Below are 12,524 nucleotides of genomic sequence, written 5' to 3'. Positions count from 1 at the left end.
GATATCGATCAATGGTGCAGTTTGTGAGGCGTCAGCGCTTGGCCGCCAGCCAGGGGCGGCAGCTGGCGAACATATCCAGCGACTGCTGGTAGACCTCGGTGTGCACCTGCAGCAGGCCGAGCATCGAGTGGAACAGGTTGTCCTGCGACAGCGGGGCATCGCCGAGCTTGGCCAGGCAGTCGGTATCGACGCCGAAGTCCTCCTTGTAGCTGTCGGAGAACCAGGTCAGCAGCGGTACGTGTTTCTGTTGCTCAGGGGCGATGGCGTACGGTGTGCCGTGCAGGAACAGGTTGTACTCACCCAGCGACTCGCCATGGTCGGACAGGTAGATCATCGCCGTGTCGACCTTGTCCTGCTTGCTGCGCAAGGTATCGATCAGCGAAGCCAGCACTTTGTCGGTATAGGCCAGGGTGTTGTCGTAGCCGTTGATGATCTCTTCTTCACTGCACTGGTTCAGCGCGTTGCTCTTGCATACCGGGGTGAAACGTTCGCCGCCGTTGGGGTAGCGTTTGAAGTACTCGGGGCCGTGGCTGCCCATCTGGTGCAGCACCAGCACGGTGTCCTTGTCGAGGTTGTCGATCAGTTCGTCCAGGCCCTGCAGCAGGATCTGGTCATGGCATTCGCCATTGGCGCACAGCTGCGGGTCCTTGAGGTTGCTGACATCAATGAACTGCACGCGGTCGCAGGTGCCCTTGCAGCCCGACTGGTTGTCGCGCCACTGCACGGCCAGGCCGGCACGCTGGAGGATATCCAGCAGCCCTTCACGGTTTTTCGCCACCCGGGCATCGTAGTCCTTGCGCTTCATGCCGGAGAACATGCACGGCACCGACACGGCTGTTTCAGTGCCGCACGAGTGCACATCGGAGAACGCCAGCAGGCCCTGTTCCTTGGCCAGGTTCGGTGTGGTATCGCGGTCATAGCCCAGCACGCCAAAGTGGTCTGCCCGGGCACTTTCACCCACCACCAGCACGGTCAGCGACTTGCGCTCGTGTTTTTGCCAGGCGGCATCGCGCTTGGCATCTTCGCCGTAAAGCTGGAACGGGCGCGACGCCGTACCGACGCGCTCACTGACATAACCAATGGAGGCGCCGACGATATTGCTCGGGGTAAGCATCAGGCGCAGTTCGTGGTGATTGCGAAACAGCGACGACAGCCCTTGATAGTTGACCAGCGCCACCGAGCCAAGCGCCACCACGCAGGCGCCACTGACCACCAGCTTGCCGAGCAACTCGCGGTGCCAGCGGCGATAGGCGATAGGCGCCTTCCACAAAAGCACCGAAGGCAATACACCCAGTAGCAAGATATAGGCGGCAAACTTGAACGACATCAGGTCACGCACTTCCGCAACATTGGTCTCGGCCATATTACGGAACATGCCGGCATCAATAAGTACGCCGTACTGGTTCATGAAGTAAGCCACGCCCGCGCCACTCATGAACAACACAATGAGCAACGGTTTCAATACATAGCGGAAGGCAAAAAAGGTGAGGACCAGATTGAAGGCGAACAGCATCAGCACGGCAAACGCCAGGCTCAGCCACAGCCCCGACAGCCCGGGGGGCACAACCTCTTGCAGGTGTTCCCAGAGGAACATGTTGAAGCCGATCAGCAGGTAAAGGCTGGCCAGCAGCGTGACCCATTCAGTCCGCAGGGATTTGAAGTTGAGCATCAGCGTTCGCAATCAAGAGTGATTATCAACCCCCAGGCCGGATGGCACCGTGGGAAAGTTGGGCGAACTCTAGAAAGTGCGTCATCAATTTTTTGTGAAAAAGTCGGTAGCAATTTCGTGAACAGGCGTCTTTTATCAAATACGTGAAAGCCGTTCAGCTGCCATTCAGCCAGGCAGCCGTCACCAGGCTACGCAAAGACGGCTATCCTCAGAGGTCAGGACCTTACCGACAACCCCTGACAGAGGTGAAGAAATGCCAGTTCCGCATGATCTGCTCGCTGACCTGCACGTTACCGCTGATGCATTCCAGGCGCTCATGGACAAGGACCAGGCGCTGCATTCGCTGCACAAGGAATACAACGCCAAGGACAAAGAGGTGGTCGCCGCCGAAGGCAACGGCACCTACGACGAGGCCGTCAACCAGCTGCGCAGGGAGCGCTTGCTGATCAAGGACAAGATCGAACGGATCATTCATCCGCCCAAATCCTGATGGAAATGTATTGAATTCACTGGCCTCTTCGCGGGTGAACCCGCTCCTACATCGGACCGCGTACCTTGTAGGAGCGGGTTCACCCGCGAATAGGCCAGCAGCCCTTACACAGCAATCAAAGCCTGCAACGCCCCATCCAGGTCCTCGACCAGGTCGCGGTAATCCTCGATCCCCACCGACAACCGCAGCAGGTTCTCGCTGATCCCCATCACGCCTTTCTGCTCCGGGCTCAGCGAGCAGTGCGACATGCTCCACGAGTGGTTGATCATGCTCTCCACGCCACCCAGCGAGTCGGCCAGTACAAAGATCTGCAGCGCCTCTACCAGGCGGTTGAGCGCGGCGCGGTCGCCTTTCACCTTCATCGCCACCACCGCCCCGCCACTGCGCATCTGGCGTTTGCACAGCTCATGTTGCGGGTGGCTCTCCAGCCCCGGGTAATACACCTGCTCGACCTGCGCGTGGCCCTCGAGGAAGCGTGCTACCTGCAGGGCATTGCTGCACTGGCGCTCCATGCGTACATCCAGGGTTTTCAGGCCACGCAGGGCCAGGTAGCAGTCGAACGGCCCCTGTACCGCACCAATCGCCATGCTGATGCGGCGCAGGCGCGCCAGCAGCGCATCGTTGGCCGCCACTACCACGCCACCGGTGAGGTCGGAGTGGCCGCCGATGTACTTGCTGGCCGAGTGCATCACCAGGTCAACGCCCAGGGTGATCGGGCGCTGGTTCCAGGGCGAGCAGAAGGTATTGTCGATGCAGGTGAGAATGCCGCGCGCCTTGGCCAGGTCGCACACGGCCTTGATGTCGACGAGGTGCAGCAACGGGTTGGTCGGCGACTCGATCCAGATCAGCTGGGTTTCTGGCTTGATCGCGGCAGCCACGGCGTCGAGGTCGTTGAGGTCGACATAGGTGGTGGTCAGGCCCGAAGTGCGGCTGCGGTAGTCTTCCATGATGCGGAAGGTGCCGCCGTACACGCCGTTCATCACCACCACGTGGGCATCCTTGGGCAGCAGTTCCAGCACCGTGGCAGTGGCATTCACCCCCGAGGCGCAGGCGACCGCACCCACGCCCTCTTCCAGCGCGGCGACACAGGTTTCATAGGCATGCCGGGTGGGGTTGCCGACGCGGCTGTAGGAGTACTCCGGCTTGTCGTCCAGGCTGCGCTTGGTGAACGAGCTGGCGGTGACGATGGCCGGGAAAATGGCGTTGTCGGCAACGCTGAACTGCTCGCCGGCGTGGATGGTACGGGTGGCGAAATTGCGCGGCTTGTCGGACATGGTCAGGCCCATTGGCAGAATGAAAGCCGCCACTATGGCACAAGCCAAATCTTCTGGGCTTGGGGTAATCTGTGAAATATTTTTCCGGCACGGCCAACGCGCGATATGGACAGTTTCGACCAGCACATTCTTACCCTGCTTCAGCGCGATGCCTCGATTTCGCTGAAAGACCTGGCCGAGGCCGTCAACCTGTCTACCACGCCGTGCTGGAAGCGGGTCAAGCGCCTGGAGGAGGACGGCTACATTGTTGGCCGTGTCGCCCTGCTCGACCCGGAGAAGCTGGGGTTGGGGCTTACCGTGTTCGTCCAGCTCAAGACCCAGCGCCACGACAGCGCCTGGCTGGAGCAGTTTGCCGCGACCGTGACCGGGTTCGAGGAAGTGATGGAGTTCTACCGCATGTCGGGGGACTGGGACTATATGCTGCGGGTGGTGGTGAGGGATATTGCGGCGTATGACCGGTTTTACAAAAAGCTGATTACCAGCACCGATGGGCTGTCGAACATTACCTCCAGCTTTGCCATGGAGCAGATGAAGTACACCACGGCTTACCCGGTGAACCGTGCCTGAATAGGTGCTGGATTCTTCGCGGGCTCGCCCGCTCCCACAGGTTCACCAAAACCTTGAGGACTGTGGAGTCCCTGTGGGAGCGGGTTTACCCGCGAAGAGGCCAGCACAGGCAACCCATCAATCCGAAGCCAGCACCGCCGCAATGCGGTTCCCGGCCTTGGCCTTCTCCACCTTGATCGCCACAAACTTCGAGGTCGGGGTATAGGTGCCCTCGCCATAACTCTCCAGCGGCACCAGCGGGTTGGTCTCCGGGTAATACGCCGCCGCCTGCCCTTCCGGCACGTCATACGCCACCAGGCGGAACCCCGACACCCGCCGCTCCACACCATCCTCCCACAGCGACACCAGGTCCACCTGCTCGCCCGGCTCGAAGCCCAGGCGGCGAATGTCGGCCTCGTTGACGAACACCACTTCACGCAGGCCGAACACCCCGCGGTAACGGTCGTCCAGGCCATACAGCGTGGTGTTGTACTGATCGTGCGAACGCAGGGTTTGCAGGATCAGGTCAGGCTTGTCGCCACGGGCCAACACCTTGGCGTTGACCAATTCCTCGGGCAGCGCGTGGGGCATGAAGCGGGCTTTGCCCGTGGCCGTGCGGAAGTTGCGGTCGGCCGCGTTGTTGCCCAGGTGGAAACCGCCCGGGCTGTTCAAGCGCTCATTGAAGCCGGTGAAGCCAGGAATGACGTCGGAAATCATGTCGCGAATACGGTTGTAATCGGCCACCGCATACTCCCAGTCGATCGGCTGGTTGCCCAGCGTGGCCTTGGCCATGCCGGCGATGATCCACGGCTCCGAGCGCATGTGTGGCGAGCGTGGGCGCAACTGGCCGTTGGAAATGTGCACCATGCTGAAGGTGTCTTCCACGGTCACACCTTGCGGCCCTTCGCTTTGCAGGTCGATTTCGGTACGGCCCAGGCACGGCAGAATCAGCGCATCGCGGCCCGTGACCAGGTGCGAGCGGTTGAGCTTGGTGGAAATCTGCACGGTCAGCGCGCAGTTCTGCAGCGCCGCATGGGTGCGCGGGGTGTCCGGGGTGGCCTGGGCAAAGTTGCCGCCCAGGGCGACGAACACCTTGGCCCGCCCTTCTTCCATGGCCTTGATCGCCAGTACCGCGTTATGCCCGTGGGCCCGCGGCACACGGAACTGGAAGCGTTTTTCGATGGCATCGAGCAGGGCCGCCTTGGGTTTCTCGTCGATACCCATGGTGCGGTCGCCCTGAACGTTGCTGTGGCCGCGCACGGGCGACAGGCCGGCGCCTGGCTTGCCGACGTTGCCGCGCAACAGTTGCAGGTTGACGATTTCCTGCACGGTCGGCACCGAATGGCGGTGCTGGGTGACGCCCATGGCCCAGCACATGATGACCCGCTCGGCCTTGCGGTACATGCGCGCAGCCAGCTCGATCTCGGCCAGGGTCAAGCCCGACTGCTTGACGATATGCTCCCAGGGGGTAGCGTCCACCGCCGCCAGGTAGTCATCGAGGCCACTGGTGTGCTCGGCGATGAAGGCATGGTCAAACACCGCTGGCTCGCCCTTGGCCTGGGCCTCACGCTCCCACTGCAACAGGAACTTGGCAATGCCGCGCATGGCCGCCATGTCGCCACCCAAAGCCGGGCGGAAGTAGGCGCTGGAGGTTGGCTCGGAGCCGTTGCTGAGCATCTCGAACGGGTGCTGCGGGTGCTGGAAGCGCTCCAGGCCACGCTCTTTCAGCGGGTTGAAGCACACCACCTGGGCACCGCGCTTGACCGCCTCGCGCAGCGGTTCGAGCATGCGCGGGTGGTTGGTGCCAGGGTTCTGGCCGATGACGAAGATCGCGTCGGCCAGCTCCAGGTCGTGGAACACCACGGTACCCTTGCCCACCCCGAGTGTTTCCGACATGCCCGCACCGCTGGCCTCGTGGCACATGTTCGAGCAATCGGGGAAGTTGTTGGTGCCGTAGGCGCGCACGAACAGCTGGTAGAGGAATGCCGCCTCGTTGCTGGCCCGGCCCGAGGTGTAGAACTCGGCCTCATCCGGCGACTGCAGCGCACGCAGGTGCTTGGCAACCAGCTCGAAGGCCTCTTGCCAGGTGGTTTCCACATAGTGGTCGGTGGCTGCGTCGTAGCGCATCGGGTGCGTAAGGCGGCCCTGGTATTCGAGCCAGTAGTCGGTCTGGTCTTTCAGCGCACTTACACTGTATTTGGCGAAGAACGCCGGGTCTACCGAACGGCCGGTGGCCTCCCAGTTGACCGCCTTGGCGCCGTTTTCGCAGAACTTGACCATGTCGCTTTCCGGCGACTCGCCCCAGGCGCAGCCGGGGCAGTCGAAGCCGCCGTTCTGGTTGGTCTTGAGCATGGCCCGCAGGTTCTTGAAGGCGTTCTCGCTGCCCAGCCAGCTCTTGGTCACGCTTTTCAGCGCGCCCCAGCCGGCGGCGGCGCCTTTGTAGTCCCTGATGTGTTCGTCCTGGCTCATGCGATGAATCCTCACGCTTCGATGCTTTTATCCAGCGTATGGAGCGGGGGGTGGGGGCGTCCAATCGAAAGATCTTACGGCGTGATAGGCGGTTTCGATCATGGGCTGGAACCGTGTCGCGGCCTTCGCGGGCGCGCCCGCTCCCACAGGTACAGCGCAGCTTTCAAAACCTGTGTAATCCTCGGTGGGAGCGGGTTTACCCGCGAATGCAGCAACCCGATACCCGCTTGGAAACACAGGGCCTGCAGCCTTGATAGAGGCCATCGATCAAGCAGTCGGACAAAGCAATTTGACGCCCCTGCCCCCAGGTTATAGCTTGGAGTTGTGTCCCAACCCCTTCGAGATTCGAGCGCGAACGTGGAACAGAACAGCCGGGCCCTGATCGACGGCTTCAACCGGAAAATCGACTACCTGCGGATGTCGGTCACAGACCGCTGCGACTTCCGCTGCGTGTACTGCATGGCCGAAGACATGCAGTTTTTGCCGCGCCAGCAGATCCTCAGCCTCGAAGAACTGTTCCAGGTGGCCGAGCGCTTTGTTGCCCTCGGCACCCGCAAGATCCGCCTGACCGGTGGCGAGCCGCTGGTACGCCAGGGCATCGTCGAGCTGTGCGGTCGCATCGCCGCCCTGCCCGGCCTGCGCGAACTGTGCATGACCAGCAACGGCTCGCAACTCGGGCGCCTGGCCCAACCGCTGTTCGACGCGGGCGTTACCCGGCTGAACATCAGCCTCGACAGCCTGGACGCCGAGCGCTTCAAGCAACTGACCCGCACCGGCGACCTGCACCAGGTCATTGCCGGCATCGACGCGGCGCGGCGGGCCGGCTTCAAACGCACCAAGCTCAATTGCGTGGTACTCAAGGGCCGCAACGACCACGAACTGGTCGACCTGGTGCGCTTTGCCATCGACCGCGAGCTGGACATCACCTTTATCGAAGAAATGCCCCTGGGTGTGATAAGCGAGCACGAGCGCGGCGAGTCGTTCTGCTCCAGCGATGAAGTACGTGGGCTGTTGGCCGAACAGTTCACCCTGGTCGAGTCGACCGAATCCTCGCAGGGCCCGGCCCGTTACTGGCGCCTGGCCGAAGCGGCCAACACCCGGGTCGGCTTCATTTCGCCGCACAGCCACAACTTCTGCGCCACCTGCAACCGCGTGCGCCTCACCGTTGAAGGGCGCCTGCTGCTGTGCCTGGGCAACGAGCACTCGGTCGACCTCAAACACGTGCTGCGCGCCCACCCGGGCAACACCGAACGCCTGGAAAAGGCCATCCGCGACTCCCTGCACCTCAAGCCTTACCGCCACCACTTCGAAGTCGGTGGTGAGGTGCAGATCCTGCGCTTCATGAACATGACCGGCGGCTAAGCAGCCGTCTCTGGAATTCCATGATCGTCCACCCCAACCCCGATGTACTGCGTGTGCTGTTCACCCTCAAAGGGTCGATCGTCAAGCGCATCGCCCTGCGCTGCCTGATGGTCACCCTGCTGGCCGCGCTGATCGTGCTGGTGGAGCGGCATTACCCGGCGTTTTTCTACCCGGTCAGCGCCACGCCATTCACCTTGCTGGGCCTGTCGCTGTCGATCTTCATGAGCTTTCGCAACAACGCCTGTTATGACCGTTGGTGGGAAGGGCGCAAGGCCTGGGGCAAGCTGATTATCGAAACCCGCTCGTTCGTGCGTGAAAGCGTGGTGATCGGCGATGAAAAACTGCGTGCCGAGTTGCTGCGCAGCCTGTGCGGGTTTGCCCATGCGCTGAATGCGCGTTTGCGCAATGAATGTGAAATGCGCGCGGCCAAGCCCTGGCTGGCGGAAGACAGCAAGGTCAGCGCGCACAATGTGTGTGATGGCATCCTGCAAGAGATTGGCGCGCACTGTTCGCAACTGGCTGCGCAGCAACACATCAGCGATTGGCGCTACAGCCTGCTGGAGCAGCGGCTGGTGGGCCTGACCGAAGTGCAGGCTACCTGCGAGCGGATCAAGGGCACACCGCTGCCCTTCCCCTATACGCTGTTGCTGCACCGCACCATCTATATCTTCTGCATTCTGCTGCCGTTTGCTCTGGCCGAGCCGCTGGGCTGGCTGGCGCCGCTGTTCACTACCATCGTGGGTTACACGTTCTTCGGGCTGGATGCGATTGGTAATGAGCTGGAAGATCCGTTCGGGCGGGATGAGAATGATTTGCCGACCGATGCCATGGTGCGGACCGTGGAGCGGGATGTGCTGGCGGGGTTGGGGGAACAGCAGTTGCCGCCGGCGTTGTTGCCGGTGGGGTATGTGTTGAGTTGAGCGATTGTGGGTGCCTGTGCTGGCCTCTTCGCGGGTAAACCCGCTCCTACAAGGTACAGCGCAAGGCTTGAAACCGGTGGGGTCGTTGTAGGAGCGGGTTCACCCGCGAAGAGGCCAGCACAGGAGAAAACTCAGCCGCGGCTGGAGCAAGCCTCGATCGGCAACAGGTGCTTGACGAAGTTGCACGGCCGGTGCCGCGCATCCAGCTGCTCCGCCAAAATCCCTTCCCACGCCGTACGGCAAGCCCCGGTAGACCCCGGCAGGCAGCACACCAACGTACGGTTGGACAGCCCGGCCAGCGCCCGGCTCTGCACGGTCGAGGTGCCGATGTCCAGAATCGACAATGCCCGGAACAGCTCACCAAAGCCATCGATGCGTTTCTCCAGCAGGCACTCGACCGCCTCCGGCGTGCTGTCACGCCCGGTAAAGCCGGTACCGCCGGTGATCAGCACCACCTGCACCTGCTCATCGGCAATCCAGGTGGCCACCTGGGCGCGGATCTTGTACAGGTCGTCCTTGAGCAGCGCCCGCGCCACCAGGCGGTGGCCGACCTCTACCGAACGGCTGGCCAGCAGTTCACCGGAAGTATCGTTGTCGTAGGTGCGGGTGTCGCTGACAGTCAGCACGGCGATGTTCAGCGGTACGAAGACCGCATCAGGTTGGACGCGCACGTTTGAAGCTCCTTGAATGGCATTATCGCCACGCTAGAGGCATGCCCCCGGGGCGTCCAATCGATATGGCGTACCGGCCGATCAATGACATCTATCGCAGACGTAGGTTAAGGTCTGCACAACCAGACGCCAGGCATTTCCATGGACATCAAGCAGCTCAAGTTCCTCATCGCCCTCGACCAGACCCGCCATTTCGGCCAGGCGGCGGCGCTGTGCCACATCACCCAGCCGACGCTGTCCATGCGCCTGCGCAACCTGGAAGATGAACTGGACCTGGTGCTGGTCAAGCGTGGCCAGCGCTTCGAAGGTTTTACCGAGGCCGGCGAGCGCATCCTGGCCTGGGCGCGCACCCTGCTCGCCGCCCACGACGGCCTGCAGGCCGAGGCGGCCAGCTGCCGTGGCCAGGTGGTCGGCAGCCTGCGCCTGGGCACGGTACCGCTGGCCAGTTTCAACCCCATGCACCTGCTGCTGCCGCTGCGCGAGAAATACCCCGAGCTGCACTTCCAGCTGAGCTCGCTGAGTTCGGAGCAGGTCATCGACGGGCTCAGCCGCAACCAGCTCGACCTGGGTATCTGCTACCTGGACCAGGTCAATACCAGCTTCTTCGAAGTGATCGAACTGGGCACCACCACCATGGGCCTGCTGCACGACACCCGGCATTTCCAGTTTGCCGGCGACACCCTGCGCTGGGACGAGCTGAGCGACATTCCGCTGGGGCTGCTGAGCAAAGGCATGCACTACCGCCAGTCGCTGGACCTGAGCTTCCGCAGCCGTGGCCTGGAGCCCAATTCGGTACTGGAAAGTGACTCGAGCTTCCAACTGATCCAGGCCATCAACACCGGCATGTGCTGCGCGATCATGCCGCTGGGCTGCGGCCTGGAAGACCTCAGCGAGCACCTGCGCATCCTGCCGGTGGCCGACGCTGCCATCCACAGCCAGGTGGGTTTGCTGCTGCGCCGCAGCGAGCCGCGTTCGGCGATTGCCGAGCAGTGTTTTGCCGAGGCGCGCGTGTTGTTCGCCAGAGCCTGAGCACGTTGCCAGCAATTTAGAAGTTTCCCACAAACAACTCAGAAGTTTCGCTAACGACAGGTCAGATTAAGCGCCTTTATCATCGTCGTTTCATCGGACCTGTGGGCCTGCGACGTGTATGGCAGGCCTGCTTACATCGTTAAAGGAGCTGACATGAGCACTTCAACCAACCTGGCCTCATCGTTCTGGAGCGTAGAAAACCTGGCGCCCGTGGCCGGCATCGTCGGGCCCATACTGCTGGTGCTGCTGCTGTGCTTTATCTACCGGCGAGCTGGGTCTTTGTATTTTCTCAGAGATCTCATCTGGCGGATCTTCGGTGGCACCACTGAATTCGACCAGCACTCGCAGTTGAACAGGCTGCGCAAGGAACTGAGAGAAATCGAGTTCTTTCGCTATGAGTTCAACATTCCCGCCAACAACCTTCACGAGGCCAGTCTGGCCCATCGCTGGATCGTCGACAACGGCTTCGCGCCCGGCGATGTGAGCCGCAGCCGTGCTTATATAGACTGGAGTGATTTCAACGCGCCCAAGTTTGCTAATGCGCGGTTCTCCCGGGGTCGCTTCAAGGGGTTCATAATCCTGTTAATCGTAATTTTCGCGATGATTGCCCCCTTGCCGATGGCCAACCAGTCGGAGTACATGATGGTGAGGCTGAAAAATGACAAGGAGTCTCCTGCCTTCTACCTATCGCAACAGGACATCAAGTTCGAAATGTGGTTTCCGGATGAAAAGCTGACAGTGGACCAGTGCCGGTCTTCGGAAAGCCTGGCGCCCTTTACCCGCTACATGCAGGAAAAAAAGCTCGACATCATTTGCTCGTTCTTCATGCAACCCGATTACGCAGCCCAAGTTGAAAAGGGTGTGAAGGGCCAGCGTGCACTGCTGACAGGTTTGGCCGCCATACTGTTCCTCGGCCTGCTGCTGACCGTTCTGAAGCTGTCGCGGATGGAACGCGCCCGAGACCTGTATAACAGCTGGCAAGCAAAAGCCGCTTCACGTGCGGCAACTGCACCTACAGCACCGTCGCCTGCCGATACTGCCTCGGTGTAAAACCGGTCAGTTGCTTGAACTGGCGGCTGAAGGCGCTGTGGTCGGTGTAGCCGCAGCACATTGCCACTTCGGTGATCGGCAGTTCCGAATGCAGCAGGCGGTGGGCGTGTTCCAGGCGAGCCTTGTGAATCATCTGCCGCGGCGTGAGGTGGAATACCCGCTTGCAGTAGCGCTCCAGCTGGGCCACGGAAATGCCGGCGATGCGGGTCAGCTCGCCCATGCTGATCGGCTGGTGAAAATGCTGGCGGATGTGTTCGTCCACCGCCGCCAGGCGCTGGTAGGCGGGGTGGCTGTCGGCGGCTGACTGCAGGTCGACCGAGATACCGACCAGGCCGATGATTTCGCCCAGCGGGTTGTACAGTGGGCGCTTGTGGGTCAGGCACCAGCCGGGCTCGCGGCTGCCGTACAGGTGCAGCTCCAGCTGGTCTTCGAGTACCAGCCCTTCCTTGAGCACACGACGGTCCTGTTCGGTGTAACCGGGGCCCAGCTGTGCCGGGAACACTTCGGCGCTGGTCTTGCCCAGCAGCGGTTGCAGGCGCTTGAGGCCGCAGCGCTGGACCAAGGTGTTGTTGGCCAGCACGTAGCGGGCGGCCGGGTCCTTGATGAAGATCGCGGCGTTGGGGATGGCGTCGAGGATTGGCAGCAGCAGCGATACGCCGGCCAGCAGGGCTTCCAGGGTGGCCGGGCGGTGCTGGTCGAGGGACTGGTAGAGGGTTGCCAAGGGGGTGTCTGTCATCTGCTCGATCTCGGTTTATTGTGCCGGCCTCTTCGCGGGTAAACCCGCTCCCACAGGGAACCGCATAGCCCTCACGACTTGTGGAATGCCTGTGGGAGCGGGTTCACCCGCGAAAGGGCCGGCACTACCAACGCATTTCTCAAGCCCTTGTCCGGTGTGGCTTTCAGGCTATCCGCCCCCCATCCACCCCGCCACTGCTTTTTCGCAACTGTGCCGATTTCGTCATCCCCCTTGCAGAAAACCATCAAGAACCGCCGCCCCGATCGGTCCACTCTATGCCCCACGCAAGCCGCCCAAGTCCTACAAGA

The 12,524-nt window shown here is 61.8% G+C and carries 11 protein-coding genes; 6 read left to right on the top strand and 5 right to left on the bottom strand.

The window, feature by feature from the left end; all coding sequences use genetic code 11:
• Window positions 1–31: 31 nt before the first annotated feature.
• Window positions 32–1,669 carry a phosphoethanolamine transferase gene (locus IAE39_RS06925; protein ID WP_201200646.1) on the bottom strand — a complete coding sequence of 546 codons (1,638 nt, stop codon included), beginning with the start codon at window positions 1,667–1,669 and terminating at the stop codon, window positions 32–34.
• Between the two features lie 253 nt (window positions 1,670–1,922).
• On the opposite strand from IAE39_RS06925, the gene IAE39_RS06920 reads away from it, so the two are divergent.
• The gene (locus IAE39_RS06920) at window positions 1,923–2,159 is read left to right on the top strand and encodes a YdcH family protein (RefSeq protein ID WP_201200645.1); all 237 of its coding nucleotides are present in this window, start codon (window positions 1,923–1,925) and stop codon (window positions 2,157–2,159) included.
• Window positions 2,160–2,263: 104 nt separating this feature from the next.
• Here IAE39_RS06920 and IAE39_RS06915 read toward each other — a convergent pair whose 3' ends face one another.
• The gene (locus IAE39_RS06915) at window positions 2,264–3,445 is read right to left on the bottom strand and encodes a trans-sulfuration enzyme family protein (protein WP_201200729.1); all 1,182 of its coding nucleotides are present in this window, start codon (window positions 3,443–3,445) and stop codon (window positions 2,264–2,266) included.
• Between the two features lie 93 nt (window positions 3,446–3,538).
• Between IAE39_RS06915 and IAE39_RS06910 the strand changes: the two genes are divergently transcribed.
• The gene (locus IAE39_RS06910) at window positions 3,539–4,000 is read left to right on the top strand and encodes an Lrp/AsnC family transcriptional regulator (protein WP_201200644.1); all 462 of its coding nucleotides are present in this window, start codon (window positions 3,539–3,541) and stop codon (window positions 3,998–4,000) included.
• 117 nt (window positions 4,001–4,117) lie between these two features.
• On the opposite strand, the gene IAE39_RS06905 is transcribed toward IAE39_RS06910, so the two are convergent.
• Window positions 4,118–6,448: an FdhF/YdeP family oxidoreductase gene (locus tag IAE39_RS06905; RefSeq protein WP_201200642.1), complete on the bottom strand. Its 2,331-nt coding sequence runs from the start codon at window positions 6,446–6,448 to the stop codon at window positions 4,118–4,120.
• 357 nt (window positions 6,449–6,805) lie between these two features.
• On the opposite strand from IAE39_RS06905, the gene moaA reads away from it, so the two are divergent.
• Together moaA and IAE39_RS06895 are read left to right on the top strand one after the other, a co-directional pair.
• Complete coding sequence (moaA, locus tag IAE39_RS06900) at window positions 6,806–7,810, top strand: GTP 3',8-cyclase MoaA (protein ID WP_201200641.1); 1,005 nt, start codon at window positions 6,806–6,808, stop codon at window positions 7,808–7,810.
• A gap of 20 nt (window positions 7,811–7,830) precedes the next feature.
• On the top strand, window positions 7,831–8,730 hold the full coding sequence (locus IAE39_RS06895; protein ID WP_201200640.1) for a bestrophin family protein: 900 nt from the start codon (window positions 7,831–7,833) through the stop codon (window positions 8,728–8,730).
• Window positions 8,731–8,861: 131 nt separating this feature from the next.
• Here IAE39_RS06895 and moaB read toward each other — a convergent pair whose 3' ends face one another.
• The gene (gene moaB, locus IAE39_RS06890) at window positions 8,862–9,401 is read right to left on the bottom strand and encodes a molybdenum cofactor biosynthesis protein B (protein ID WP_201200638.1); all 540 of its coding nucleotides are present in this window, start codon (window positions 9,399–9,401) and stop codon (window positions 8,862–8,864) included.
• 141 nt (window positions 9,402–9,542) lie between these two features.
• Here moaB and IAE39_RS06885 point away from each other — a divergent pair, with 141 nt between their 5' ends.
• Entirely contained in the window at window positions 9,543–10,430 is an 888-nt protein-coding gene (locus IAE39_RS06885; RefSeq protein ID WP_201200636.1) for a LysR family transcriptional regulator, read from the top strand.
• Between the two features lie 153 nt (window positions 10,431–10,583).
• Window positions 10,584–11,480: a DUF6216 family protein gene (locus IAE39_RS06880; protein WP_201200635.1), complete on the top strand. Its 897-nt coding sequence runs from the start codon at window positions 10,584–10,586 to the stop codon at window positions 11,478–11,480.
• Here IAE39_RS06880 and IAE39_RS06875 read toward each other — a convergent pair.
• Window positions 11,443–12,216 carry an AraC family transcriptional regulator gene (locus IAE39_RS06875; RefSeq protein ID WP_201200634.1) on the bottom strand — a complete coding sequence of 258 codons (774 nt, stop codon included), beginning with the start codon at window positions 12,214–12,216 and terminating at the stop codon, window positions 11,443–11,445. The two genes, IAE39_RS06880 and IAE39_RS06875, sit on opposite strands and share 38 nt — an antisense overlap.
• Window positions 12,217–12,524 lie beyond the last annotated feature (308 nt).

This window comes from Pseudomonas sp. S37, assembly GCF_016658545.1.
In the GTDB taxonomy this organism is placed as follows: domain Bacteria; phylum Pseudomonadota; class Gammaproteobacteria; order Pseudomonadales; family Pseudomonadaceae; genus Aquipseudomonas.
This window is presented reverse-complemented; position numbering and strand designations above follow the sequence as displayed.

Coding starts and splice junctions, on each gene's coding strand:
- IAE39_RS06925 (WP_201200646.1), bottom strand. CDS start 1,669: ATGCTCAACTTCAAATCCCTGCGGACTGAATGGGTCACGCTGCTGGCC.
- IAE39_RS06920 (WP_201200645.1), top strand. CDS start 1,923: ATGCCAGTTCCGCATGATCTGCTCGCTGACCTGCACGTTACCGCTGAT.
- IAE39_RS06915 (WP_201200729.1), bottom strand. CDS start 3,445: ATGGGCCTGACCATGTCCGACAAGCCGCGCAATTTCGCCACCCGTACC.
- IAE39_RS06910 (WP_201200644.1), top strand. CDS start 3,539: ATGGACAGTTTCGACCAGCACATTCTTACCCTGCTTCAGCGCGATGCC.
- IAE39_RS06905 (WP_201200642.1), bottom strand. CDS start 6,448: ATGAGCCAGGACGAACACATCAGGGACTACAAAGGCGCCGCCGCCGGC.
- IAE39_RS06895 (WP_201200640.1), top strand. CDS start 7,831: ATGATCGTCCACCCCAACCCCGATGTACTGCGTGTGCTGTTCACCCTC.
- IAE39_RS06885 (WP_201200636.1), top strand. CDS start 9,543: ATGGACATCAAGCAGCTCAAGTTCCTCATCGCCCTCGACCAGACCCGC.
- IAE39_RS06880 (WP_201200635.1), top strand. CDS start 10,584: ATGAGCACTTCAACCAACCTGGCCTCATCGTTCTGGAGCGTAGAAAAC.
- IAE39_RS06875 (WP_201200634.1), bottom strand. CDS start 12,216: ATGACAGACACCCCCTTGGCAACCCTCTACCAGTCCCTCGACCAGCAC.